Origin of the sequence: Streptomyces sp. NPDC050548 (assembly GCF_044457385.1) — a bacterium.
GTDB lineage: Bacteria > Actinomycetota > Actinomycetes > Streptomycetales > Streptomycetaceae > Streptomyces.
Map to the genome: position 1 here is coordinate 1099957 of NZ_JBITGV010000001.1, position 25778 is coordinate 1125734.

The 25778-nt window shown below is 70.3% G+C and carries 20 protein-coding genes and 1 pseudogene; 3 read left to right on the forward strand and 18 right to left on the reverse strand.

The genetic code is table 11. From position 1 onward, the window contains the following. Positions 1–85: 85 nt before the first annotated feature. A complete protein-coding gene (locus tag ACIBJH_RS05165) occupies positions 86–841 on the forward strand; it encodes an SIS domain-containing protein (RefSeq protein WP_399115440.1) in 756 nt (251 codons plus the stop codon). A 7-nt stretch (positions 842–848) separates the two neighbouring features. Here the strand turns inward: ACIBJH_RS05165 and ACIBJH_RS05170 are convergent, their stop codons facing one another. After that, positions 849–2267, reverse strand: a complete 1419-nt coding sequence (locus ACIBJH_RS05170) for a PAS domain-containing protein (RefSeq protein WP_399115441.1) — start codon at positions 2265–2267, stop codon at positions 849–851. A gap of 465 nt (positions 2268–2732) precedes the next feature. Then, complete coding sequence (gene pdxH, locus ACIBJH_RS05175) at positions 2733–3413, reverse strand: pyridoxamine 5'-phosphate oxidase (RefSeq protein WP_399115442.1); 681 nt, start codon at positions 3411–3413, stop codon at positions 2733–2735. 161 nt (positions 3414–3574) lie between these two features. Here pdxH and ACIBJH_RS05180 point away from each other — a divergent pair, with 161 nt between their 5' ends. Continuing rightward, positions 3575–4675 (forward strand): citrate synthase 2, encoded by a 1101-nt coding sequence (locus tag ACIBJH_RS05180; RefSeq protein ID WP_019075672.1) that lies wholly within the window; start codon positions 3575–3577, stop codon positions 4673–4675. Between the two features lie 91 nt (positions 4676–4766). Here the strand turns inward: ACIBJH_RS05180 and ACIBJH_RS05185 are convergent, their stop codons facing one another. The 14 genes from ACIBJH_RS05185 to ACIBJH_RS05250 all read right to left on the reverse strand — a co-directional run bounded on the left by ACIBJH_RS05185 (position 4767) and on the right by ACIBJH_RS05250 (position 21067). Then, complete coding sequence (locus ACIBJH_RS05185; RefSeq protein WP_399115443.1) at positions 4767–5393, reverse strand: TetR/AcrR family transcriptional regulator; 627 nt, start codon at positions 5391–5393, stop codon at positions 4767–4769. Continuing rightward, the gene (locus tag ACIBJH_RS05190; protein WP_399115444.1) at positions 5381–6115 is read right to left on the reverse strand and encodes an enoyl-CoA hydratase family protein; all 735 of its coding nucleotides are present in this window, start codon (positions 6113–6115) and stop codon (positions 5381–5383) included. Before ACIBJH_RS05190 ends, ACIBJH_RS05185 begins: the two co-directional genes overlap by 13 nt. Beyond that, positions 6112–7611, reverse strand: a complete 1500-nt coding sequence (locus ACIBJH_RS05195; RefSeq protein WP_399115445.1) for a 4-coumarate--CoA ligase family protein — start codon at positions 7609–7611, stop codon at positions 6112–6114. Before ACIBJH_RS05195 ends, ACIBJH_RS05190 begins: the two co-directional genes overlap by 4 nt. 39 nt (positions 7612–7650) lie before the next feature. Next, on the reverse strand, positions 7651–8781 hold the full coding sequence (locus ACIBJH_RS05200; protein WP_399115446.1) for an acyl-CoA dehydrogenase family protein: 1131 nt from the start codon (positions 8779–8781) through the stop codon (positions 7651–7653). 44 nt (positions 8782–8825) lie between these two features. Beyond that, positions 8826–10676, reverse strand: a complete 1851-nt coding sequence (locus ACIBJH_RS05205; RefSeq protein WP_399115447.1) for a biotin carboxylase N-terminal domain-containing protein — start codon at positions 10674–10676, stop codon at positions 8826–8828. An 8-nt stretch (positions 10677–10684) separates the two neighbouring features. Next, positions 10685–12283 carry an acyl-CoA carboxylase subunit beta gene (locus ACIBJH_RS05210; protein ID WP_399115448.1) on the reverse strand — a complete coding sequence of 533 codons (1599 nt, stop codon included), beginning with the start codon at positions 12281–12283 and terminating at the stop codon, positions 10685–10687. Further along, positions 12280–14079, reverse strand: a complete 1800-nt coding sequence (locus ACIBJH_RS05215) for an acyclic terpene utilization AtuA family protein (RefSeq protein ID WP_399115449.1) — start codon at positions 14077–14079, stop codon at positions 12280–12282. The genes ACIBJH_RS05210 and ACIBJH_RS05215 overlap by 4 nt, the downstream gene beginning before the upstream one ends. Continuing rightward, a complete protein-coding gene (locus ACIBJH_RS05220) occupies positions 13995–14801 on the reverse strand; it encodes a TIGR03084 family metal-binding protein (protein WP_399115450.1) in 807 nt (268 codons plus the stop codon). Before ACIBJH_RS05220 ends, ACIBJH_RS05215 begins: the two co-directional genes overlap by 85 nt. Positions 14802–14905: 104 nt before the next feature. Continuing rightward, positions 14906–15841 (reverse strand): EamA family transporter, encoded by a 936-nt coding sequence (locus ACIBJH_RS05225; RefSeq protein ID WP_399115612.1) that lies wholly within the window; start codon positions 15839–15841, stop codon positions 14906–14908. A gap of 137 nt (positions 15842–15978) precedes the next feature. Continuing rightward, a complete protein-coding gene (locus ACIBJH_RS05230) occupies positions 15979–18066 on the reverse strand; it encodes an ABC transporter ATP-binding protein (RefSeq protein WP_399115451.1) in 2088 nt (695 codons plus the stop codon). 105 nt (positions 18067–18171) lie between these two features. Continuing rightward, positions 18172–18303 (reverse strand): hypothetical protein, encoded by a 132-nt coding sequence (locus tag ACIBJH_RS05235; RefSeq protein WP_019072556.1) that lies wholly within the window; start codon positions 18301–18303, stop codon positions 18172–18174. Positions 18304–18551: 248 nt separating this feature from the next. Further along, the gene (locus ACIBJH_RS05240) at positions 18552–19676 is read right to left on the reverse strand and encodes a lipid II:glycine glycyltransferase FemX (RefSeq protein WP_399115452.1); all 1125 of its coding nucleotides are present in this window, start codon (positions 19674–19676) and stop codon (positions 18552–18554) included. Between the two features lie 66 nt (positions 19677–19742). After that, a complete protein-coding gene (locus ACIBJH_RS05245; protein WP_399115453.1) occupies positions 19743–20528 on the reverse strand; it encodes a GntR family transcriptional regulator in 786 nt (261 codons plus the stop codon). Next, positions 20525–21067, reverse strand: coding sequence for a GntR family transcriptional regulator (locus tag ACIBJH_RS05250; protein WP_399115454.1), 543 nt, complete (start codon positions 21065–21067; stop codon positions 20525–20527). The genes ACIBJH_RS05245 and ACIBJH_RS05250 overlap by 4 nt, the downstream gene beginning before the upstream one ends. Positions 21068–21240: 173 nt before the next feature. Between ACIBJH_RS05250 and ACIBJH_RS05255 the strand changes: the two genes are divergently transcribed. Then, the gene (locus tag ACIBJH_RS05255; RefSeq protein ID WP_399115613.1) at positions 21241–21642 is read left to right on the forward strand and encodes an ATP-binding protein; all 402 of its coding nucleotides are present in this window, start codon (positions 21241–21243) and stop codon (positions 21640–21642) included. Between the two features lie 315 nt (positions 21643–21957). On the opposite strand, the pseudogene ACIBJH_RS05260 reads toward ACIBJH_RS05255, so the two are convergent. Continuing rightward, positions 21958–22710: pseudogene (locus ACIBJH_RS05260) on the reverse strand (metallophosphoesterase family protein); the annotation flags it as partial. Next, positions 22710–25637, reverse strand: coding sequence for an FAD-binding and (Fe-S)-binding domain-containing protein (locus ACIBJH_RS05265; protein WP_399115455.1), 2928 nt, complete (start codon positions 25635–25637; stop codon positions 22710–22712). The pseudogene ACIBJH_RS05260 and the gene ACIBJH_RS05265, both read right to left, overlap by 1 nt. Positions 25638–25778 lie beyond the last annotated feature (141 nt).

Below are 25778 nucleotides of genomic sequence, written 5' to 3' on the forward strand. Positions count from 1 at the left end.
GGAGACGTGCGGTCGCCGTATTGACATCCCCTTGGTCCAGACCGCACGGTGATCCGCGACACAAACTCACCGAGGGGGCTCCCGCATGAGCGACCGTACGCCGGCCGGCCAGTTCTTCGACGCCGCGATCACCCTGCTCCAGCGGGTCAGCGACGAAGAGGCCGACTCCGTCGGGGCGGCCGGCACGCTCCTCGCGGACACCGTGGCCGACGGCGGGCGCCTCTTCGCCTTCGGCGCCGGCCACTCCTCGCTCGCCGCGCAGGACCTCGTCTACCGCGCGGGCGGACTCGCCCTGATGAACCTCCTCGTGGTCCCCGGAGTCCTCGGCGTCGACGTCATGCCGGCCACGCTGGGCTCCGCCCTGGAGCGGGTCGACGGCCTGGCGGGCGTGGTCCTGGAGACGTCACCGCTGCGCTCCGGCGACGCCCTGGTGATCATCTCGCTGTCGGGCCGCAACGCCCTGCCCGTGGAGATGGCCATGAAGGCCCGCGCCCTCGGCGTCCGCGTCATCGGCGTGACCTCGGTGGCGTACGCCTCGGAGACGACGTCACGGCACTCCTCGGGGACGTATCTCAAGGACCACTGCGACGTCGTACTCGACTCGAAGATCGCGATCGGCGACGCGGAACTCACCCACGACGCCATCCCCGCCCCCTTCGCCCCCGCCTCCACGGTCGTCACCGCGGCCCTCCTCCAGGCCGTCATGGCGACGGCCGCGGCGACCCTGGCCGACCGCGGCATCGAGCCGCCACTGCTGCGCTCCGGGAACGTCGACGGCGGCCACGAGTGGAACGGCCGGGTCTTCGAGGAGTACCGGGACCGGATCTTCTACCAGTACTGAGACACCCCTACGGTTTCTCGCCCGCCTCCGCCGCCAGGTCCAGGGCCGCCGCGATCCGTACGGCCACGTCCTCGGCGTAGATCGAGTCGGACCGTTCGAACTGGCTGCGGCCCGCCCCGCGCAGGAACGTCACCACACCCAGCGTCCGCCCCCGGCTGCGCAGCACCGCGCACAGCGCGTGCACGGCGTCCAGGGGCCACTGGCGGGCCCGGGCCCACTCCCGGGCCTGTTCGGGCGGGGCGACGCCGATGCTGGCCCGCACGGAGCCGACGCGTTCGACGCACTGCAGGGCGGGATGCCCCTCCCCGTAGCGCACGGGCAGCCCGGCCGCGCCGGTGAGCAGGCTGGGCCCCGGCGCCCCCGTGGGCGTGGCGGCGACCCGCACGAGCCGTACGGCCGCGACCTGGTCCCCGTCGGAATCGTTCAACGATCCACCCACGACCCGGTCGACGAGCGCGTGGTCGGCGAAGCCGGCGAGGGCGAAGTCGAGGTGCACGGTGGCCGCGTCGCGCGGGTCCTCGCACTCGGCGGCGGCACGCGCGGCACGGTGCAGCTGCTGGGCGCGGAAGCGCAGCAGGGAGGCCTCCTGCTCGATCTGCTTGGCCTCGGTGACGTCCTGGAAGAGCCAGCCGACGCCGAGCGGTACCGGTTCCTCGGTGAGCGGCGAGGCCAGCCGCAGGAACCCGCTGCGCCAGCAGCGCCGCAGATGCCCCTCGGGCGTCCGTACGCTCACCCAGATCTCGGCCGGTGCGGGCGGCGCGCCCTCGGCCAGCACGTGCGTGAGCGCGGCCTCCAGCTCCTCGACGCCCTGGGCCAGCAGCTCGCCGAGAGGCCGCCCCAGGACGGACGTGCGCCCGGTACCGAGCGCCCGCGCGGCATGCGCGTTGACGACGGCGGGCCGCAGATCGGCGTCGACGAGCACGACCCCCCAGGAGGCGTCCTCGAAGAGGGCCTCGCTCAGGGCGATCGACCGCTCAAGGTCGATCTGCGCATGCACCTCACTGAAGGCGCAGTAGACGCCGGCGGGCTTCCCGTCGGGCCCGCGCACGGCGGCGGACTGGGTTCGCACGAGCACCCGCCCACCGTCCTTGGTCAGCAGGGCGAATTCATTCACCTGCCGCCCGGGCGCCTGCATCGCGGACATCAGCCGCGCCTCGACCTCCTCGGCGTCCGCGGTCCGTACGGCCCACCCGGCCAGCCCGTGCCGCCCCACGGCCTCGGCCGCGGTCCAGCCGAGAATGCGCTCGGCCTCACGGTTCCAGTGGGTCAGCACCCCGTCGGCGTCGAAGGCACACAGTGCCGCGTCCATCCCGTCCAGCAGGGCAGCCAGCAGATCGGACCCACCGGGTCCCTCGGGACCACCGTCCCGCTCGGGCTCTTCGGGACCCAACTCGTCGGTGGTCCCACTACGCCGGGAAGCACTCACCTGGACCCCCTGTCAGGCTGCGTCCGCGGACACGGAGCGTCGGTTCACTCACTCACCATCATTCAACTCGAACGTGACGCAGCACACACCACGTTCCTAAAGATTGAGGGAATCGTTGTACGGCGCCGCCTCCCGGCACCGGCGCGGACCGCATCCGGAAAAAGCGGTTGATCCGTCGGCAGGGGGTTCTTAGGGTGGCGAGTACTTCGGAAAGGAGGTGGTTCGGCAGATGTATGAATACCGGACGGAAGAGGTGACTGCGGGCTAGTGGCCCGCCGTCGTACTCGGTTCGGCGCCGGACCCGCGTGCGCGAGTCGCACGCAACCGGCCTAACCCAACGCAGTCACCCGACCCGCGAGCTCGCCGGTACGTCCGGCCGGCTCCCCCGCCGCGAGGCGGAGGGACCTGAGCTCGCGGGTCGCCTGCGTTTGCGGGCCCCTACGGGTCAGGGGCCAGCCCTACGGGTCAGGGGCTGAGCCGCTCCACCCGCCAGCTGCCGTCCTGTTCCGCGGTGTAGCGGAGGCGGTCGTGGAGGCGGTTCTCACGGCCCTGCCAGAACTCGACCGTCCGCGGGGCGATGCGGAAGCCGCCCCAGTGGGGTGGGACCGGGACCTGTTCGCCCTCGGGGTAACGGGCGGTCAACTCGGCGTACGACGACTCCAGTTCGGCCCGGGAGGCGATCACCGAGGACTGGGCGCTGGCCCACGCGCCGAGCTGGGAGCCGTGCGGGCGGGTGCGGAAGTACGCGGCGGTCTCGTCACGCCCGGTGCGGCGGGCGGTGCCGGTGACCAGGACCTGGCGGGCCATCGGGTGCCAGGGGAAGAGCAGGGAGACGTACGGGTTCGCGGCGAGTTCGCGGGCCTTGCGGGACTCGTAGTTCGTGTAGAAGACGAAGCCCTGGTCGTCGTAGTCCTTGAGGAGGACCGTGCGGGAACTGGGGCGGCCGTCGGCGTCGGCGGTGGAGACGACCATGGCGTTCGGCTCGTACACGAGATCCTGGAGCGCCGCCTCCTCGAACCAGCGGCCGAACTGGACCATGGGGGCGGCGGCCAGGTCGTTTTCGTCCAGGCCCGCCATCCGGTACTGCTTGCGCATCGCGGCGGGGTCGAGGCGGGGATCACGGGCGGCGGGGTCGCGGTCGGTCACGGCGGTCATCTTGCCGTACGGCCGGTGCGGCCACGAGTTCGGGTGGCACTGAGTGCCGCAGCCCTCCCTATCCGTGGCACCCGGCGTTATGGTGCTGATGTCTCTACCTTCGGCCCGCGAGTCCCCCGCGACCGTGGAGCCACAGCATGAGGAGCCGCCTGATGTCCGACTTCGTACCCGGTCTCGAAGGAGTCGTCGCGTTCGAGACGGAGATCGCCGAACCGGACAAGGAAGGCGGCGCCCTGCGGTACAGGGGCGTCGACATCGAGGATCTGGTCGGGCACGTCTCCTTCGGGAACGTGTGGGGGCTGCTCGTCGACGGCGCCTTCAACCCCGGGCTGCCGCCGGCCGAACCGTTCCCGATCCCGGTGCACTCCGGTGACATCCGCGTCGACGTACAGTCCGCGCTGGCCATGCTCGCGCCCGTCTGGGGCCTCAAGCCGCTCCTCGACATCGACGAGGAACAGGCCCGCGACGACCTCGCCCGCGCGGCCGTCATGGCCCTGTCCTACGTCGCCCAGTCCGCGCGCGGGCAGGGCAACGCGATGGTGCCGCAGCGCGAGATCGACAAGGCGCAGTCCGTCGTCGAACGGTTCATGATCCGGTGGCGGGGCGAGCCCGATCCGAAGCATGTCGCCGCGGTGGACGCGTACTGGACGTCTGCGGCCGAGCACGGCATGAACGCGTCGACCTTCACCGCTCGGGTCATCGCGTCCACCGGAGCCGATGTCGCCGCCGCGCTGTCGGGGGCCGTGGGGGCGATGTCGGGGCCGTTGCACGGTGGTGCGCCGTCGCGTGTGCTCGGGATGATCGAGGAGATCGAGCGGACCGGGGATGCCGAGGCGTATGTGCGGCAGGCGCTCGACAAGGGTGAACGCCTGATGGGGTTCGGGCACCGGGTGTACCGGGCCGAGGACCCTCGGGCTCGTGTACTGCGGCGTACGGCGCGGGAGTTGGGGGCGCCGCGGTTCGAGATCGCGGAGGCGTTGGAGAAGGCCGCGCTCGCGGAGTTGCACGCTCGGCGTCCTGACCGGGTGCTGGCGACCAACGTCGAGTTCTGGGCGGCGATCGTGCTCGACTTCGCGGAGGTGCCGGCGCACATGTTCACGTCGATGTTCACGTGTGCGCGGACCGCGGGGTGGTCGGCGCACATTCTTGAGCAGAAGCGGACGGGGCGGTTGGTGCGGCCGTCTGCGCGGTATGTGGGGCCTGCGTCTCGGGGGCCTGAGTCGATTGAGGGGTTTGGGGATATCGCCCACTGAAGAGAGGCCTGAGGTGCGTGGGCGGGTGCGGGTGCGCTGTGGCTGGTCGCGCCCACGCGGCGGAGCCGCAAATCGACACAACCCCGCGCCCCTAAAGGCCTCGGCCCAAGGCGTGCTCCAAGAGTGCCGCCCATTGGGCCACTACTCGCTCCCGGCGTCCTCTGTCGTCCGTGAGCAGGTTTGCCAGGCCCAGGCCTCTTGCCATGTCCAGGAGGCCCTGGACCGTTTCTCGTACGCCCGGTCTCGACTCGTCCGCGTCCAGCAGGTCTACGGCGATTCTGTGGGTCTCTCGGCCCACCTTCGCCTCCAACTCTGTTACCCGGGGGCGGAGTTGGTCCTCGTTCGATGCGGCTACCCAGAGGTGGAGGGCGGCTCGGAACAGGGGGCCCGTGTAGAGGTCGACCAAGGCCTCGACCACTGCTCGGCGGTCGTCCGCGCCCTCCGGGAACAGGGCCCGGAGGGCTGTGGAGCGTTCCTCGGCCACGTACTCCACGGCCGCCGTGAAGAGGTCCTCTCGGGTGGGGAAGTGGTGTTGGGCGGCGCCTCGGGAGACGCCGGCGCGTTCGGCCACGACGGAGACCGTGGAGCCTGCCCAGCCGTGTTCGGCGAGGCAGGACACGGCGGCTTCCAGGAGGCGCCGGCGGGTGGCCCGGCTGCGGTCCTGTTTGGGTCTGCGGTCGACCGTGCCCGGCGCGGGCTCCGTGCTCACACCAGCCATGCGGGATCCCGTCGTTCGAGGAAGGCCGTCATTCCCTCGCGGGCCTGCGCGGAGGCGAACAGCCGTGCCGAGAGCGCGGTCAGGTCGGCCGCGTCCCGGTCGAAGGTTTCCAGCACCCTAGCCGTGAGCAGCCGTTTCGTCTCGGCCAGGGCCTCGGGGGCGGAGCGGCGCAGGCCGTCGAGGATGGGGGCGAGGGAGTCGTCGACGTCCTCGGCCGCCGTTGTCAGCAGGCCGATGCGGGTCGCTTCCGGCGCGTCGAAGCGTTCGCCGGTGAGGTAGTAGCGGGCGAGGGCGCGGGGATCCGTGCGGGGCAGGAGCGGGAGGGAGATCACCGCCGGGGCGACCCCGATCCGTACCTCCGTGAACGCGAAGGTGGCCTCCCCGGACGCCGCCGCGATGTCGCAGGCCGCGACGAGGCCCAGACCGCCCGCCCGTACGTGGCCCGTCACTCGGGCGACGACCGGCTTGGGGACTTCGACGAGTTGGCGGAGCAGGGCCACCAGGGCGTCCGGGGGCGGTGGGTCCCGGAGGTCCGCGCCCGCGCAGAACGTGTTCCCTGTGTGGGTCAGGACGATCGCCCGTACGTCCGTGTCCTTGGCGCAGTCGGTCAGCGCGTCCGCCAACTCGGCCACCAGGGGCGCCGAGAGCGCGTTGCGGGTGTCGGGCGAGTCCAGGCTCAGGGTCTCGATGCCGCGTTCGCGTGTGCGGCCGATCAGCGTCATGAGCGGCCTCGGAGTTCGCGGCGCAGGATCTTGCCGGAGGCGGCGCGCGGGACGGCGTCGAGGAAGGTGACGCGGCGGACCCGCTTGTAGGGGGCGACGCGTTCGGCTACGTACATCATGACCTCGCCTTCAGTCAGTTCGGGGAGGTCTACGGCCGCCTGCTGGCGGACCACGTACGCGTGCGGGACCTCGTTGTTGTCCTCGTTGTACTCGCCGACCACGGCCGCGTCGGCGATGCCGGGGTGGGTGAGCAGGAGGGCCTCCGGTTCGGCGGGGGCCACCTGGAAGCCCTTGTACTTGATGAGTTCCTTGACCCGGTCGACGACGAACGTCCAGCCGTCGGCGTCCACATGGCCGACGTCCCCGGTGTGCAGCCGGCCGTCCTCGTCGATCATCGCGGCGGTGTCGTCGGGGCGGCCGAGGTAGCCCTTCATCACCTGGGGGCCGCGGATGAGGAGTTCGCCGACCGTGCCCGGGGGCGCCGTGGGCATGTCCTGCACGGGGACCACATGGGTGCCCGGGGACAGTTCCGTCATGCCGTAGGCCTGGCCCACGGGCGGCAGGCCCAGGCGCTGCGAGCAGGCGGCGGCGAGGTTCGCGTCCAGGGGGGCCGCGGCGCTGATGATGTACTTCAGGGACGAGAGGTCGTACTGCGCGACCGCCGGGTGCTTGGCCAGGGCCAGGACGATCGGCGGGGCGACGTAGAGGCCGGTGATGCGGTGGTTCTGGATGGCCGCGAGGAAGGTTTCGAGTTCGAAGCGCGGGAGGACGACGACCGCGGCGCCGTTGCGCAGGGGTGCGTTCATCAGGGCCGTGAGGCCGTAGATGTGGAAGAACGGCAGGACCGCGAGGATGCGGTCACCGGGGCCGGTGGGGACCGCGGGCTCGAACTGGGCGAGGTTCGTGGCTATTTGAGTGTGCGTCAGCATCACGCCCTTGGGGACGCCGGTCGTTCCCGAGGAGTACGGGAGGACCGCGACGTCCTCCACGGGGTCGATGTCGACCACCGGCTCGGGGGCCGTCGAGGCGAGCATGTCGGCCAGCGAGCGGTGTCCGGGCGCGCTGTCGCAGACGAAGATCTCCTCGACGCCGCCCGCGAGTTCGGCCGCCCGGCGGGCCGACTCCAGGAACGGTGACACGGTGACGATCCAGCGGGCCGCCGAGTCCCGCAGCTGCTTGGCGAACTCCTCCGGCGTGGCGAGCGGATGCACTGTCGTGACGGTGGCACCCGCGCGCGTGGCGGCGTAGAAGGCCAGCGGGTAGGCGACCGTGTTCGGGCTGTGCAGCGCGAGGACGTCCCCTTTTCCTACGCCCGCCTCGGCGAGCCCGGCCGCGATACTGCGGTGGAACCGGTCCACCTGGGCGTACGTGAGCGTCGTCCCGTCCGTGCCGTCGATCAGCGCGGGCTCGTCCGCGAACTCCGCGGCTCCGGCCAACACCGCGTCGTGAATGGGGAGTTCTACGGCCGGGACGTCTGCATACTCGCTGCGGAACATGGTTCCTCCTGGCACGGACTGGCGCGGGCCGCCGAGTGGCTAGTACGACTTGGGCAGGCCCAGGGTCTGGTGGGAGACGTAGTTGAGAATCATCTCCCGGCTCACCGGAGCAATACGAGCCACGCGCGCGGCGGTTATCAACGAAGCGAGCCCGAACTCACGCGTGAGGCCGTTGCCTCCGAGGGTGTGCACGGACTGGTCCACGGCCCGCACGCACGCCTCCCCCGCCGCGTACTTGGCCATGTTCGCCGCCTCGCCCGCGCCGACGTCGTCGCCCGCGTCGTACAGATACGCCGCCTTCTGCATCATCAGCCGGGCCAGTTCGAGGTCGATGTGCGCCTGGGCGAGCGGGTGCGCGATCGCCTGGTGGGCGCCGATGGGGGCGTCCCACACGGTGCGGTCGCGTGCGTACTCGACGGCCCGGGCGAGCGCGTAGCGGCCCATGCCGATCGCGAAGGCGGCCGTCATGATGCGTTCGGGGTTGAGGCCGGCGAAGAGCTGCAGCAGGCCCGCGTCCTCGTCTCCGACGAGCGCGTCGGCGGGCAGTCGTACGTCGTCCAGGGTCAGCTCGAACTGCTTCTCCGCAGCCTGGAGTTCCATGTCTATCCGGCGGCGGGTGAAGCCGTCCGCGTCGCGCGGGACGATGAACAGGCAGGGCTTGAGGCGGCCCGTGCGGGCGTCCTCCGTGCGGCCGACGATCAGGGTCGCGTCTGCCAGGTCCACGCCGGAGATGAAGACCTTGCGGCCGGTGAGCAGCCAGTCCGTGCCGTCCCTGCGGGCGGTGGTGGTGATGCGGTGGCTGTTGGAACCGGCGTCGGGTTCGGTGATGCCGAAGGCCATCGTGCGGGTGCCGTCGGCGAGGGCGGGGAGCCATTCCTGCTTTTGGGCTTCCGTGCCGAAGCGGGCGATCACCGTGCCGCAGATCGCCGGTGAGACGACCATCATGAGGAGGGGGCAGCCTGCGGCTCCCAACTCCTCCAGGACGATGGAGAGTTCGGCGATGCCGCCTCCGCCTCCGCCGTATTCCTCTGGGAGGTTGACGCCTAGGTAGCCGAGTTTGGCGGCCTCGGACCAGAGTTGCTCGCGGTCGTAGGTGCGGCCGTGGCGTTTGCCGAGGGCGGAGACTGCTTGGCGGAGTGCCTTGTGTTCTTCGGTTTCGGTGGTGGGCATGTGGCTCCTTCGTCGTGGCTGGTCGCGCAGTTCCCCGCGCCCCTTTAGGTCGGCTGGACTACCGCTAGTAGAGAGGCGACCTGGACCTGTTGACCCAGCACGGCGTGTAGGGCCGTCAGTCGGCCTGTTACCGGGGCCGTGATCTTGTGTTCCATCTTCATCGCCTCCAGCCAGAGGAGGGGGTCTCCGGCCTTCACCTCGGCTCCTACGGCCAGGCCGTCCGCGACTCTCACCACCGTGCCCGGCATCGGGGCCAGTAGTGAGCCCGGGGCCAGTTGGGCTGCCGGGTCGGGGAAGCGGGGTAGGGCCGTCAGGGTCGTCGCGTTCACGTACACCTGGTCGGTGTCGTAGCGGGCTACCTCGAACTTCCGCTGCACGCCGTCCACTTCGAGTACGACCAGACGCACATCCGCGTGGACTACGCGTACCCCTTCCGCCGTCAGGCCGTCCCGCGTGTGGTGGTAGTGGACCTCGTGTTCCTCGCCTGCCATGGCGTAGCGCTTGGTCTGTGGCTGGGACGGGAGGTTGCGCCAGCCGGTGGCGAAGCGGGAGCGACCGTGGGTGTCGGCGAGGGCGGCCGCGAGGGGGGCGTACGGCTCCGGGGCCGGCTCGGTGAGTTCGGTGAGGTGGCGGTCGTAGAAGCCGGTGTCCATCGTGGCGGTCGTGAACTCCTTGTGGCGCAGGGAGCGTACGAGGAGGTCTCGGTTGGTGAGGGGGCCGTGGATCGTCGCGCGGTCCAGGGCTCCGGCCAGTTTGCGGACTGCCTCCGCGCGGGTGGGGGCGTGCGCGACGACCTTGGCGAGCATCGGGTCGTAGTGCACTCCGATGTCGTCGCCGTCGGTGTAGCCGGTGTCCAGGCGGACGCCGTTCGGGACGGTCAGGCGGTGCAGGGTGCCCGTCTGGGGGGTCCAGTCGGTCGCCGGGTCCTCGGCGTAGAGGCGGGCCTCGATCGCGTGGCCGTGGGGGTGGGGAGGGGTGGGCTCCAGGGGCTCGCCCTCCGCGATCCGCAGTTGCAGGGCGACCAGGTCGATGCCGAACACGGCCTCCGTGACGGGGTGTTCGACCTGGAGGCGAGTGTTCATTTCGAGGAAGTGGGGCCTGCCGTCGGGGGTGATGAGGAACTCGACCGTTCCTGCGCCCTCGTAGGCGACCGCGCGGGCGGCGCGTACGGCCAACTCGGCGAGTTGCTCAGCGAGTTCATCGGTCAGGCCTGGGGCCGGGGACTCCTCGATCACCTTCTGGTGGCGGCGTTGGAGGGAGCAGTCCCGGGTGCCGAGGGCCCAGACCGTGCCGTGGGTGTCGGCGAGGATCTGTACCTCGACGTGCCGGCCGCCCTCGACGTAGGGCTCGACGAAGACCTCGCCGTCGCCGAAGGCGCTGGTCGCCTCGGCTCGGGCGGCCGTCAACTCGGCGTCGAGGTCGGCGAGTTGGCGTACGACGCGCATGCCGCGTCCGCCGCCGCCCGCCGCCGCCTTCACCAGGACGGGCAGGTCGGACTCGGTGACCGTGCCGAGGGGTGCGATGCCCATCAGCTCCTTGGCGCGGGTCTTCGACGCCATCGCCTCGATGGCCTCGGGTGGGGGTCCGATCCACACCAGGCCGGCGTCCAGGACGGCGCGGGCGAAGTCGGCGTTCTCGGAGAGGAAGCCGTAGCCGGGGTGCACCGCGTCCGCGCCTGCGGCGACGGCCGCCTTCACGATCAACTCGCCGCGCAGGTACGTCTCTTGGGGTGTCGCCCCGGGCAGCCGTACCGTCGCGTCGGCCACGCGTGCGTGGAGCGCGTTCTCGTCGGCGTCCGAGTGCACGGCGACGGTCCGGATGCCCAGTTCGCGGCAGGTGCGGAAGACCCGGCAGGCGATCTCGCCCCGGTTGGCGACCAGTACTGTCGAAATCACGTGATCCCTCACATCCGGAAGACGCCGAAGCCACCGCGCGCACCCTCGAAGGGCGCCGTGTGGAGGGCGGACAGGCACAGGCCGAGGACGGTGCGGGTGTCGCGCGGGTCGATGACACCGTCGTCGTACAGCCGCCCCGACAGGAACATCGGCAGGGACTCGGACTCGATCTGCTGCTCCACCATGGCGCGCAGCGCCGCGTCCGCCTCCTCGTCGTAGGGCTGCCCCTTCGCCACGGCCGACTGGCGGGCGACGATCGACAGGACGCCGGCGAGCTGCTGGGGGCCCATGACGGCGGACTTGGCGCTGGGCCAGGCGAAGAGGAAGCGGGGGTCGTAGGCGCGGCCGCACATGCCGTAGTGGCCGGCGCCGTACGAGGCGCCCATGAGGACGGACAGGTGCGGTACGCGGCTGTTGCTGACGGCGTTGATCATCATCGCGCCGTGTTTGATGATGCCGCCCTGCTCGTACTCCTTGCCGACCATGTAGCCGGTGGTGTTGTGCAGGAAGAGGAGGGGGATGTCGCGCTGGTTGGCCAACTGGATGAACTGGGCGGCCTTTTGGGACTCCTGGCTGAAGAGGACCCCTTGGGCGTTGGCGAGGATGCCGACGGGATAACCGTGCAGGGTGGCCCAGCCGGTCACCAGGCTGGTGCCGTAGAGGGGCTTGAACTCGTCGAAGTCGGAGGCGTCGACGAGGCGGGCGACGACCTCGCGCGGGTCGAAGGGGGTTTTGAGGTCCCCCGGGACGATGCCCAGCAGCTCGTCCTCGTCGTACTTGGGGGGTGCGGCCGGGCCCGGATCGTCATACGCCTTGCGGTGGTTGAGGCGGGCGACGACGCGGCGGGCCTGCCGCAGCGCGTCCTGTTCGTCGACGGCGAAGTGGTCGGCGAGTCCGGAGACACGCGCGTGCATCTCGGCGCCGCCGAGCGACTCGTCGTCGCTCTCCTCGCCGGTCGCCATCTTCACGAGCGGCGGGCCACCGAGGAACACCTTGGCGCGCTCCTTGACCATGATCACGTGGTCGGACATGCCGGGGATGTAGGCGCCGCCGGCGGTCGAGTTGCCGAAGACGACCGCGATCGTGGGGATACCGGCGGCCGAAAGGCGGGTCAGGTCGCGGAAGATGGCGCCGCCCGGGATGAAGATCTCCTTCTGGGACGGCAGATCGGCGCCCCCCGACTCCACGAGGCTGATGCAGGGCAGCCGGTTGGCGAGCGCGATGTCATTGGCCCGCAGGGCCTTCTTCAGCGACCAGGGATTACTGGCCCCACCGCGCACGGTGGGGTCGTTGGCGGTGATCAGACACTCCACACCCTCCACCACCCCGATACCGGTGACGAGGGCGGCGCCGACCGCGTAGTCGCTGCCCCAGGCGGCGAGCGGCGACAGTTCGAGGAAGGGCGTGTCGGGGTCGAGCAGCAGCTCGATGCGCTCGCGGGCGAGCAACTTGCCGCGTTTACGGTGCCGTTCGACGTACTTCGGCCCGCCACCGGCGAGAGCCTTCGCGTGCTCGGCGTCCAGTTCGGTGAGCTTGGCGAGCATGGCCTCGCGGTTGGCCCGGTAGTCGGGACCGTTGATGTCCAGGGCGGACGGAAGGACGGTCACAGCAGGGCCTCCGGAATGTCCAGTCGACGGGAACGCAGCCACTCGCCCAGGGCCTTGGCCTGCGGATCGAAACGGTGCTGGGCGGCGACACCCTCGCCGAGAATGCCCTCGACGACGAAGTTGAGCGCGCGAAGGTTCGGCAGTACATGGCGGACGACCGTGAACTCCTCGGTCTCCGGCAGGAGTTGGCGGAACCGTTCGACGGTCAGCGCATGGGCGAGCCAGCGCCACGCCGCATCCGTACGCGCCCACACCCCCACGTTGGCGTTCCCTCCCTTGTCACCGCTACGGGCCCCGGCGACCAGACCAAGGGCCGCCCGCGCCGTGGGCCCGTCCGGCGGAGGCCCGGGGAGGGCAGGCTGTGGAACGTCTTCCAGTACGAGGGTGTCGTGGGCCGGGGCCACAGCAACCCGGCGACCGTCGTGGAGGACGGCCACATGGTCGACGGCGTCATGGGGGACATACACATCATCGAAGACGCCATAGGGCGCTCCCTTTCCAGGTGGGGTCAGCACATGGAAGCCCGGGTAACTGGCCAACGCGAGCTCGACGGCAGCCGCACTCAGCGCCCGCCCGACAACCTCCTGATCGGCATCCCGGACGACAAGCCGAAGCAGCGCACTGGCGGTCTCCTCGGTCGATGCGTCGGCGTGATCCGTACGGGCGAGATCCCAACGAAGTTCACCGGGCCGGGACTTGGCGTCGCTGAACGCGAGGTCCATCTGCTCCCGCACGAGAGCGGCCTTGCACTCGATGTCGAGCCCGGTGAGCACGAAGGCGACCTCGTTGCGGAAGCCCCCCAGCCGATTGAGACCGACCTTGAGCGTCGGCGGCGGGGCCTCCCCCCGCACCCCCTCGACCCGCACCCGGTCGGGCCCGTCCTGGCTGAGCCGAACGGTGTCGAGGCGGGCGGTGACATCGGGACCGGCGTACCGCGCGCCCTGCGTCTCGTAGAGCAGCTGCGCGGTGACCGTACCGACGTCGACGACTCCCCCCGTGCCGGGGTGCTTGGTGATGACGGACGAACCGTCCTCATGGATCTCGGCGAGCGGGAAGCCGGGGCGACGGAGCTTGTCCGCCGTGTGCTCGGTGAAGAAGGCGTAGTTCCCGCCGGTGGCCTGGGTCCCGCACTCCAGCACATGTCCGGCGACCACGGCACCCGCGAGCCGGTCGTAGTCGCCGGGCCCCCACCCGAAGTGGGCGACGGCGGGACCGGTGACCAGGGCCGCGTCGGTGACCCGTCCGGTGACGACGACATCGGCGCCGGCTTCGAGACAGGCGGCGATACCGAACCCGCCGAGATAGGCGTGGGCGGCGAGCGACCCCGGATACCGCGCGACGAGATCGTCCCCCTCGACATGCGCGACCCGCACGGACATCCCCAGCCGGTCGGCCAACTTCCCTACGGCATCGGCGAGTCCGGCCGGATTGAGCCCACCCGCGTTGGTGACGATCCGCACCCCGCGCTCATGGGCGAGCCCGAGGCACTCCTCCAGCTGCTTCAGGAAGGTACGGGCGTACCCGGCACTCGGATCCTTGAGCCGGTCCCGCCCCAGGATGAGCATGGTCAGCTCGGCGAGATAGTCCCCGGTGAGAACGTCGAGCTGCCCACCGGTGAGCATCTCGCGCAGGGCGTCGAAACGGTCGCCGTAGAACCCGGAGGCGTTGCCTATGCGGAGGGGTGCGGCAGGGTGGGGTGCGGGCTGGGGGCTCACTGGTCGGCCCCCTTCGACTTCGGCTTCGGCTGTCGCCCGGGGCCGGGTGGTCCCGCGAAGGCCTGGGCGATGTCGAGCCATCGATCCGCCTCCGGCCCTACGGCCTCCACCGCGAGGTCGGCGCGGTGGGCTCGCTGGGTGACGAGAAGACAGAAGTCGAGGGCGGGGCCGGTGACGCGTTGCGGGGCGTCGTCGGGACCGTAGGTCCACAACTCACCGGAGGGGGCGAGGAGTTCGACCCGAAACTCCTCGCTCGGCGGCGTCAGTCCATGCACACCGAAGGCGAAGTCACGCGCCCGTACTCCGATGCGCACCACATGCCGGAGCCGGTCCGTGGGTGTCCTGACCACACCCACCGCGTCCGCCACATCCTGGCCGTGGGCCCAGGTCTCCATGAGGCGACCGGTGGCCATGGAGGCGGCGGACATGGGTGGCCCGTACCAGGGGAAGCGGGTCTTTGCGGGTGCGGCGTACAGGGCAGCCAGCAGGGCCGTCCGTCCGGCCCGCCAGTCGGCGAGAAGCTGAGCGGGAGGCTTTGCGGCGCCCTCCTCCGCTCCCTGGTCCACGAACGACTCGGGAGCGGCGAGCGCCTTCTCGACCAGCGCACCGAACGCGTCCTCGTCCGTCACGGCGAGCAGGGCCGAGTGGTCGGTCCAGGCCAGGTGGGCGATCTGGTGGGCGACGGTCCAGCGGGCGGCGGGGGTCGGGGTCGCCCAGCCCTCCGGGCTCAACTCGGCGACCAGCCGGTCGAGTTCGTCGCTCTCCTCACGCAGGTCGTCGAACACGTGCGTCGGATCGGGCATGGGGGGAGCATGGCAGGGCCGTTAGAAACAATCAAGCGTGCTTGCATTATTTGGGTGGGGTGGTGCTTGCGGGTGTTGGGAAGTGGCCCAACGCCCACATACGCCTAGGGACCAACCCCCGCAGCCTCCTCCACAGCCTCCCGCTTCGCCTTCCCCCGCCCCACCTGAGTCCGCACAGCCCCCATACTCGCCCCGATGACCAGCCCAATAGCCAGGGCCTCAGTGACAGACAGCGCCTGGTGCAGGATCAGGAAGCCCGCCGTCGCCGCGATCGCAGGCTCCAGGCTCATCAGGATGGCGAAAGTGGAAGCAGGCAGCCGTCGCAACGCCAGAAGTTCGAGCGTGTAGGGAAGAACGGACGAAAGAACCGCCACCGCCGACCCGAGCGCGATGGTCACAGGGTTCAGCAGTCTCGTACCGGACTCGGCGACACCGAGCGGCAGAAACACCACCGCCGCCACGACCATCGCCAGCGCCAACCCGTCGGCCTGCGGGAAGCGGCGCCCCGTACGGGCACTGAAAACGATGTACGTCGCCCACATGGCACCGGCGCCCAGCGCGAAGGCCACACCCACAGGGTCCAGGCTGCTGAAGCCTCCCCCGCCGAGCAGGAACACACCCGCGAGGGCGAGTCCAGCCCACACCGCGTTCAGCGCACGCCGGGAAGTCAGCACAGAGAGGGCGAGCGGGCCCAGTACCTCCAGGGTCACCGCCGGCCCCAGCGGGATGCGGGCCAGTGACTGGTAGAAGAGCCCGTTCATCGCGGCCATCGTGACACCGAAGACGACGACGGTCCCCCAGTCCGTACGCGAGTGACCGCGCAGACTCGGGCGGCAGACCGCGAGCAGAACCACCGCCGCCACGAGCAGGCGAAGCGTGACCACGCCCAGCGCCCCCGCCCGCGGAATCATCGTCACCGCGAGCGCACCACCGAACTGCACCGAGATCCCCCCGGCCAGCACGAGGCCCACCGGACCGAACCGACGAGGGGCGGCAACGGGGGGCGCCGCCACGGGGGCGGCCGTCGACGTACTGGGGATGCTCACGGCACTTCCAGGGGATCAGCTCGGGATTCGTCCATCATGATGCACTGCTCAGTCCATGGTAATGGACTGAGACAGGTGTGAGAACCCTTTATGCAACTGTCCTGGAGCCGGCCCGCCGGATGATCAGTGGCTCAGATGCCGCTCCAGGGAACCTCGTCACGGAACAGCGGCCGCCCGTCGGGGAGGGTGGCGGGCATGGGCCCGAAGAGCGGATCGGAGGCGTACTCGGCCTCGACATACGCAGGTTGATACACCTGCTGCACCTGCTGTGCCTGTTGCATCTGCTGTGCCGGATACGCCTGATACCCCTGCGGCTGTGGCGCCCAGCTCTCGACGAAGACCGGAGGCGCCGCGGCGTACTGAACCCCCGCCGCCACCCCTGCCCCCGCCCCCGCCTCGGCGAACAGCGGCAACCGTAGCTCCCCGGTGTCCATCACCGCGTTGTTCTGCGAACGGTGCAGCCGCGAGTACGCCCCGCCCCGCGCCATCAGCTCGTCGTGTCGGCCCGTCTCGACGATCCGGCCCCGGTCGACAACGAGGATCCGGTCGGCGTCGGGAGCGAGGTTGAGGTCGTGGGTGATCATGATCGTCGTACGGCCGGCCATCAGTCGTCGCAGCGGCTTCACGACCCGGCGGGCCGCCATCGAGTCCAGCCCGGTCGTCGGTTCGTCGAGGACGAGGACCGGGGCGTCGCGCAGAATCGCGCGGGCGATCGCCAGTCGCTGGAGCTGACCGCCGGACAGGCGGGCCGAGTTGGGGTCGACCTTCGTGTCGTAGCCGTCGGGGAGGCGGAGGATGAACTCGTGGGCGTCGGCCGCGATCGCCGCGTCCATGATCGCTTGTTCGCTCGCGCCGGGCCGGCCGCAGGCGATGTTCGCGCGGACGGTGTCGTGCAGGACGAGGGTCTCCTGCGGGAGCAGGGTGACGTACTCGCGCAGGCGGGCGAGGGGCAGGTCCCGCAGGGGGACGCCGTCGAGGAGGACTTCGCCGGCTTCGGGGTCGTAGAAGCGGAGCAGCATTTTGGAGACCGTGGACTTGCCGGCGCCGCTGGGGCCGGTGACGATCACCAGTTCGCCGGGGTTCACGGTGAAGGAGAGGCCCTCCAGGGCGGGGCGGTCCGCGCCCGGGTAGCTGAAGGAGACGTCGCGGAGTTCGACCGTGCCGTCGGGGCGGCCGAACTCCGTGCCGTGGCTGGGGTCGGCGACCGACGGTCGTACGTCCAGGATCTCGATCAGGCGCTCGGCGCCCGCGGTGGCGGCGGTGATGGTGAGGCCGAGCTGGGCCAGGCCGCGGACGGGCGGGTAGAGGTAGCCCAAGAAGGCGGAGAAGGCGAGGAGTTGACCGAGGGTCATGCGGCCGGTGGAGATCTCCCAGGCGCCGATGCCTATGACGGCGAGCACGCACACGGTCTCGATGACGCTGACGAGTTGCTCGTAGGCCTCGTTGAGGCGGGTCGAGCGGACGGAGGCGCGGAACCAGGCGCTCGCCTCCTCGTTCAGGCGTCGGCGTTCCGCGTCGCGGCGGCCGTAGGCCTGGGTGAGGACGATGTTGCCGAGGGACTCCTCGACGACGGAGGTGATCGCGCCGTCGGCGACGCGGCCCGCGCGCGAGACGTCCTTGATGGAGCCGGAGAAGCGGCGGGCGGCCAGCCAGAAGAGCGGGGCGAGGACGAACGTGGCCGCGGCGAGGTCCCAGCGCAGCCAGAACGCGGCGGCGGCGTAGAAGAGGGCGGAGAAGATCGCGGAAGCGGTGCCTACGACGCCGGAGACGACGAGGGTTTCGATCGCCTCGACGTCACTCGTGAGGCGGGACAACAGGTCGCCCTGGCGGTGCCGTTGGAAGAAGTGCGGGGGCAACTGCTGTACGTGGTCGAAGACATGCTCGCGCAGTCTCATCACGAAGCGTTCGGTGGCCCAGGCGGCGAGGGAGTTGCCGGCGTAGGCGACGACCGCGCCGACGAGCGCGACGCCCAGCCATTTGACGGCCGGGCTCCAGAACGCGGCGAGCGATCCCTTCGCCAGGGCACGGTCGGTGAGGTCGCTGAAGAGGAGGATCGACTCGGTCTCGGCGAGCGCGGCGACCACCGTGCACACCCAGACGAGGATCAGCCAGCGTCTGAGACCGACCGTGAGCGGCCAGAAACGGCGGAAAGCCGTGCGTGCGGGAATGGTAGGAGTTTCGTCGTCCTCATATTCGAGGTCTTCCTCTTCCGCAGCCATGTCCACAACGCCCTCCACTTTCCGTCATCAGAATTCTTTGGATTTTCGAATTCAGGAAAGAAAAGAGGGCCGACTGCGTGGGTCGGCCCTCCTCCTACTGCCGGATCAGCTGTCCTGGCCGGGCAGCGGCTTCGGCAGGGGCTTCGGCTCGTGCTTCTTGCGGGGCTTCGGGGGCGGCGGGGGCGGCAGCTGCTGCTTCTTGGGCTTGGGCAGCGGGGCGAGCTTGTTGAGGCCCATTCCGAACTCCTAGGTTGTGCTGAGGAATTTGTGCGTCAAAGTCGAGCGTTTTACCGCCCGGGGAATTCCCGACACCGAGAAACTTACACGCCCCCGACGCCAAGAAGCAGCAAAGTCAGCAAGCGAACGGCAAGGAGGCCCTGTGAATACCTTTGTGAATCCTGAGCGAGGTCCGCGAAGCTGAGAGTTCTCTGATAAACCTGAGAGCAGCCTTAATGAACCTGTGCTTCCGCCCTCAGACAAGGCCCTCAGCGGCGCGCCATGTAGAGGTCCAGCGCCTTGTGCAGCAGCCGGTTGAGGGGGAAGTCCCACTCCCCGAGGTACTCGACGGCCTCTCCACCGGCGCCGGCCTTGAAGCGCAGCAGCCCCAGCAAGTGGTTGGACTCCTCCAGGGTGTCGGTGATGCCCCTGAAGTCGTATACGGCGGCGCCGAGTTGGTGGGCGTCGGTCATCATCTGCCACTGCATGGCGTTGTTGGGCTGCACTTCGCGGCGGCGGCTGGTGGAGGCGCCGTAGGAGTACCAGACGTGCTGCCCGACCGTCAGCATCGTGGCGGCGGCGAGGATGTCGCCTTCGTGGTGGGCGAGGTAGAGGCGCATGCGGTCGGGGTGTTCGGTGGTGAGGGCGGTCCACATGCGCTGGAAGTAGGGCAGCGGGCGCGGGATGAAGCGGTCGCGTTCGGCGGTCTCGGCGTAGAGCTCGTAGAAGGCGGGGAGTTCGTCGTAGCCGCCCCGGACCACCTTCACCCCGGACTTCTCGGCCTTCTTGATGTTGCGGCGCCACTGCTGGTTCAGTCCGCGGTGGATGTCGTCCAACGACCGCCCGGCGAACGGCACTTGGAACACGTACCGCGGCTGTCCGGCGGCGAACCCCTCCTCTCCCCCGGGCTCCGTCTGCTGCCAGCCGGCACGCCGCAGCCGGTCGGCGATCTCGTAGGCACGCGGTTCGTACGACGTCGGCTCCGCGTCCCGCAGCCGCCGCGCGTCCGGATCGGCGATCGCCGCCTTCACCGCGTCCGCGCTCCACCGCCGTACGACGACGGGCGGCCCCATCTTCACCGTGAACGCGCCCTGCGACTTGAGATGCGCGAGCATCGGGTCGAGCCAGCGGTCGAGGTCACCGGCGTGCCAGTCGATGACCGGCCCCTCGGGCAGATAGGCGAGGTACTTCTTCAACTTGGGCACGGGCCGGTACAACACGAGCCCGACCCCGACCAACTCCCCACTCCCCTCGAACCACCCAAGACTCTCCGCCCGCCAGTCGGGCTTCACCTCACCCCACGACGGCACCTGCATATGGCTGGCGGAAGGGCGGCTCGCGATGAACGCGAGGTGCTCGGCGGGGGTGATGGGGCGGATACGGAGGTTGGTCATACGTGGGGCTCCCTACTGACGATCGAACCGCCAGCGTAGGAGCCGACTCCGCCCGCGGGCGGCACCTCACTCCGGTGGGAACTCGTACCGCAGCTCGTACAGGTGGCCGGCCTTGACCATGACGGTCGCCTCGATGGGGCGTTCGAGGTCGGTGTAGACGACTCGGAGGGTGCGCAGGACGGGCAGGCTGCTGGTGAGGCGCAGGGCCTCGTACTGCTCGTGAGTGGGGATCCTGGCGGAGACCCGGTCCACGCTGAGGCGGGGCGGATGGCCAAGTTCGTTCAGAAGTACGGGAGTTCCGCCCTTGATCTTGCGGCGGTCCATCATGGTCGTGCCGCGGGCGATGTCCAACGGGTAGTAGGACGAGACGAGTTCGGCCGGTTCGTCGTCGATCAGGAGGAGTTGGCTGCGCAGCAGGGCCGTGTCGTCCGCGGCCAGACCGAGAGCGGCTCGGACGTCGGCGGGCGGGCGGCTCTCCGCGACATCGAGGATCACGCTTCGGGCGTGCGCACCATGGCGCGCGGCCTCGCTGAGCCAACGATGGGTCTCCCCGACTCCCGCCGGGGACAGGGAAGCGGCGGGGCGTACGGTGCGCTGCCGGTGTTCGCGGACGGTCACCGCCGCGCCCGCTCGCCCCACCACCAGGTGCTCGTCCTTGAGGAGTTGGAGCGCTTTCTGGATGGTGGCATTCGAGGCGTCGAAGCGGCTCGTGAGCTGTGCGGTGGACGGGAGCCTTGCCCCTGGCGGCAGTTCGCCGCTCATGATGTCGTCGCGCAGGTCGGCCGCGATCCGCTCGTGCAGCGAACGGCGGTCGAAGGAGTCCGGGGCGGCCTTGGGCACAGTCGTCGTCATCCGATCCTGATCTCGTAGCGCAGCCGCTGCCGTCGCGCGGGCATGACCATGCGGTCGACCTGGATCGGCCGGTCCGCGTGATCCAGGGTGACCCTCGTCAGCCGTAGCACCGGCTCGTCGAGGGCAGTCCGCAGGGCGCTGCGTTCATCGTCGTCGGGCACGTCCGCCGTCACGTCCTCACGGACGAGAACACCGGCGTGGCCCAGCCGGGCGAGGAGTGTGACCGCGCCTCCGGGGATCTTGGCCGTTTCGGCGAGCGCGGTGCCCCTGGCGATGTGGAGGGGGTAGTAGGTGTCGGTCAGTTCGTTCGGCTCGTCGTCGAGGAGGATCACTCGCCTCCGTACGACGACCGTCTCGCCCTCCGCGAGACCGAGGAGCCGCGCCACCTCGTCGGGCGCCGGTACTTCCCCGGCCCGCACGATCCGCTGAGTTCCCCTTCGGCCCCCGGCCGCCGCATCGGCTGCCCAGGCATCGCCCTGTCCGGCCTCACGCGGAGTCAGATACGGCATGGAGGTACTGACCCACCTGCTGGCGCCCACGACGTCCTCCTGTGCCACTGCCCAATGGCTCTGCCTGCCCCTGCCGGACTCCACGGTAAGCGACCCCTTTCGCGAACCACCCCTCGGAGATGACGAACAGCCTAGCCGCCTTTCGCGAATAGCGATAAGGTCGCCATGTGTCGAACGCCCACACCCAAGGCGGTGGCCCCCTCGTGCCCTTGTCACGGCAACGCCGTTTCCCCCGCTCGCGCGCCTCCGTGCGCGATGCACGCGACTTCGTCGTCCACGTCCTGACGGAATGGGGTTGCCGCGACCGACTCGACGACATACGGCTGTGCGCCTCGGAGCTCGCCACCAACGCGTTGCTGCACGCAGTCCCGCCGGGACGGGAGTACTGCGTGAGCCTTTCCTACGACGGCACGATGGTCCGGCTCGGCGTCAGAGACAGCGGTGACGGACGTCCGGCCCGTCAAGACGCGGACAGCGGGGCGTGTACGGGTCGGGGCTTACTCCTCGCCGAGGAACTGGCCGACGAACTCGGCGTCACTGAGCATGTCGTCGGCAAGACGGTGTGGGTGTGCTTCAAAGTGCCGGGACCCGCTACGGATGGCTAGACCATGCCGTGCCCGTCAGGTCCCTGAAGCCGCGTGCCCTTCCGTCCCCAGGCCTCAGCGATCAAGGCCCAGTGCGCTGGGAATGCCCCGGATCCAGGCGGCCCGGCCCGGATCTTCCCGGGCGATACGCTCCAGCGCCCCGGCGAGCTGCCGACGCTCACCCGAATCCATCCTGCCGAGCTCATGGGCGATCTCTTCCAGGGTGCTCAACGCCGAATGCGAGTCGTGCCCCACCTCTACGAGATCGTCCAAGGTCGCCATCGCCGCCAGCAGGGCCCTGACCACTTCGTCTCCCTCAACCACAGCCTCACCCCGCCGCCCGTCCCGGGGTCCGAACGTCTCCAGCGCCTCCGTGTCCGACGCCCGGGCGTTGAGGAAGTAGTCCGCCCAGTCGGCGATCTCCGGGTAGGCGGACTCGTGGACGAGGCGGGTGATCGCGGTCGGGATGTCGTACGGCGTGACGCGGAGGTCCGTGCCGGGGCCGAGGAGGCACCAGTGGGCGCCGGTGCGGCCGTAGGGCATGCCCACGCTGCCGGGGTTGATGATCAGACGGCCGTGGGCGAGGCGGACGTACGGCATGTGGGTGTGGCCGCAGACCACTGTGCGGATGTCTTCGGCGAGGTCGGCCAGGACCTCCGTCCAGCGGGACGGGCGGGAGTCGACCAGGACGACTTCCTCGTCGTCCCGGGGAGTTGCGTGGCAGAAGAGGACCTTGCCGAGGCCTCGGAGCGTGAGGGTCAGGGTTTTGGGGAGGGTCGCGAGGAAGTCGATCTGGTCTGTGCGGAGGGCCGTTGCCGCGTAGGGGGCGATCGGGTCGGGGATCTCGGTGCGTTCGCCTCTGCGGTACTCGACCAGTTCGCGGTCCGCGTTGCCCGAGATCCACAGGACACGGTCGCCCTGTGCGCGCAACAGGTCTACTACTTCCGCCGGTTGGGGGCCGGCCGTGATGTCGCCGGTGAGGACGACGCGGTCGGCGGCGGCCACCTCCGGTTCGGCGAGGACCGCCTCCAGGGCGGGGAGCACGCCGTGGATGTCGGAGAGGACCGCGACCCGGTCGAGTTCGTCCATCAAAGTGCTTCTGCCTCCAGTGCTTCCGCCAGGACCTCGGCCAAGTGTCTGCCCCGTACTCCGGCCAACTGCTCCAGCTGCGTACGGCACGAGAAGCCGTCCGCCAGGACCACCGTGCCGTCCTGTGCCTCCCGTACGGAGGGGAGGAGTTGTTCCTCCGCGCAGGTCGCCGACACCTCGTAGTGGCCCTTCTCGAAGCCGAAGTTGCCCGCCAAACCGCAGCAGCCTCCGGACAGTTCGCCCGTGAGGCCGGCGGCGGAGCGCAGCCTGCGGTCCGCGGTGTCTCCGAGTACCGCGTGCTGGTGGCAGTGGGTCTGGCCGACCGCGGGGCGGTCGACGCGGGGCGGGGTCCAGTCGGGGGCGAGGCGTTCCAGTGCCTCGGCGAAGGTGAGGACCGACGCGGCGAGGCGGGCCGCGCGGGGGTCGTCGGGGAGGAGTTCGGGAAGGTCGGTGCGGAGGGCTGCCGCGCAACTCGGCTCCAGGACGACGACAGGCGCGCGAGCGTCGTCCAACTCCGGGATGAGGTGAGCGTCCAGCAGGTCGAGCGTGTTGCGCAGCACCGCGCGGGCGCGGTCGAGCTGTCCCGTCGAGATGTAGGTCAGGCCGCAGCAGACTCGGCGTCGGCGGAACAGCCACACGTTCCCGCCCACCGACGAGATGGCACCCTCGGGTGTCCTCTTCACCATCATGCGCACATGCGGCGTCAGCGTCACGCCCACCCCCGCCGCCTCCAGCACCCGCACAGCCGCCTTCCCCACGGACGGCGCGAAGTGTTCCGTGAAGGTGTCCGGCCAGAGCTGGACGACAGGGCGGAGTCCCTCGGTCCGCTCGCCGGCCTTCCACGCGGCGAGCGACTGCCGCAGTTTTTCCCTGAACCCTCGCGACCACCACCTGGTGAACGTCACCCCCGCCACCCGCGGAAACCTCCGCTCCGGCGCGATCCCGCCCAGCCGCTTCGCCAGCCATGCCAACGGGCCAACCGCAGCAAGGGAGTTGACCAGCCAGGCCGTATGCGTCCGCTCCACCAGCCGCAGCCAGCGCGGCAGCCACCCCATCGTGTAGTGGGACGCGGGCCGCCGTCTCCCCTCGTAGTGGTGGTGCAGGAACTCCGCCTTGTAGGTGGCCATGTCGACCCCGACCGGGCAGTCCGTGCGGCAGCCCTTGCAGGACAGGCACAGGTCCAGCGCGTCCCGGACCTCCGTCGACCGCCAGCCGTCGGTGACCAGTTCGCCCGCGAGCATCTCGTGCAGCAGCCGGGCCCGCCCGCGCGTGGAGTGCGCCTCCTCGCCGGTCGCGCGGAACGACGGGCACATCACGGAGGGGCCGGACGCCTCCGTCGTACGGCACTTGGCGACTCCTACGCACCGCCGCACCGCCGCCGTGAAGTCGCCGCCGTCGTGCGGGTAGCCGAAGACCACGTCCACCGGTTCGCGGGGCAGGACGGCGAAGCGGAGGTTCGTGTCGAGGGGGGCCGGGCGGACCAGCATCCCGGGGTTCAGGAGGTCGTCCGGGTCCCATACCGCTTTCGCGCGCTCGAAGAGGGTCACCATCTCGTCGCCGTACATCTTCGGCAGCAACTCCGCGCGGGCCTGGCCGTCGCCGTGTTCGCCGGAGAGGGAGCCGCCGTGGGCGACGACCAGGTCGGCCAGGTCCTCGGAGAAGCGGCGGAAGCGGGCGATGCCCGGCGACGTCAGCAGGTCGAAGTCGATGCGGACGTGGATGCAGCCGTCCCCGAAGTGGCCGTAGGGCGTGCCGCGCAGGTCGTACGTCCCGAGGAGCGCCCTGAAGTCCCGCAGATACGCGCCCAGTTGGGTCGGCGGTACCGCACAGTCCTCCCAGCCGGGCCACGCCTCGGAGCCGTCGGGCATCCTCGTCGCCGTACCGCTCGCGTCCTCGCGGATGCGCCACAGCGCCCGTTGGGCCGCCGGGTCCGTCACCACCAGGGAGTCGACGACGTCGGCCGCGCGGACGATCGTCCCGGCACGCGCGCGTGCCTCCGCCGCCGTGTCGCCGCCGGTCTCCACGAACAGCCAGGCGCCGCCCCGGGGGAGGTCGGCCGTGGAGCGGACCAGGTCGGCGGCCATCCCCTCGATCGTGAGCGGGCCGTGGACCAGCAGGCCGGCCGCCGCCTCCGCCGCCGCGCTCTCGTCGGCGTACGCCAGCACGGCGAGGGCACGCGCGCGGGGTGCCTCGACGAGTCGTACGACCGCTTCCGTGAGGATGCCCAGCGTGCCCTCGCTGCCACAGAAGGAGCGGGCGACGTCGGCGCCCTTCTCGGGGAGGAGGGCGTCCAGGGCGTAGCCGGAGATACGGCGGGGGAGGTCGGGGAAGCCGGTGCGCAGGCGGGCCAACTCGCCCTCCACGAGGGGGCGTAGGCCTGACGGGGCGCCCGCCCAGTCCTGGCCCAGGCGCAGGGAGTCGCCGCGTGCGGTGAGGACCGACAGCTCGCTCACGTTGTCCGCCGTGGTGCCCCAGGCGACCGAGTGGGAGCCGCAGGAGTTGTTGCCGATCATGCCGCCGAGGGTGCAGCGGCTGTGGGTCGAGGGGTCGGGGCCGAAGCGCAACCGGTGTGGGGCGGCGGCCTGTTGGAGGCGGTCGAGGACCAGTCCGGGCTGGACGAGGGCGGTGCGGGCGGCGGGGTCCAGGGACAGCAGGCGGTTCATGTGGCGGGTGAAGTCGAGGACCACGCCGGTGCCGGTCGCCTGGCCGGCGATGGAGGTGCCGCCGCCGCGTGCCACGACCGGGACTCCGTGGGCCCGGCAGGCGGCGAGAGTGGCCGCCACGTCGTCGGCGTCGCGGGGTGCGACGACGCCCAGGGGGACGCGTCGGTAGTTGGACGCGTCCATCGTCGTGAGCGCCCGGGACGTGACGTCGAAACCGACCTCGCCCCGGACGGTTCTCGTCAGCTCCGACTGAAGATCCGGCATACCCCCAGCATGGACGGATTCTGTAAACGCATCCAGAACCTCCCCAGTTCGATCACTAACTCTCATATAGTGACCGACAGTTGAGCACCCGGTGTCGCTTCTCGCCCAGGAACCACGAGCACCCCCCGAGGACACGACCGA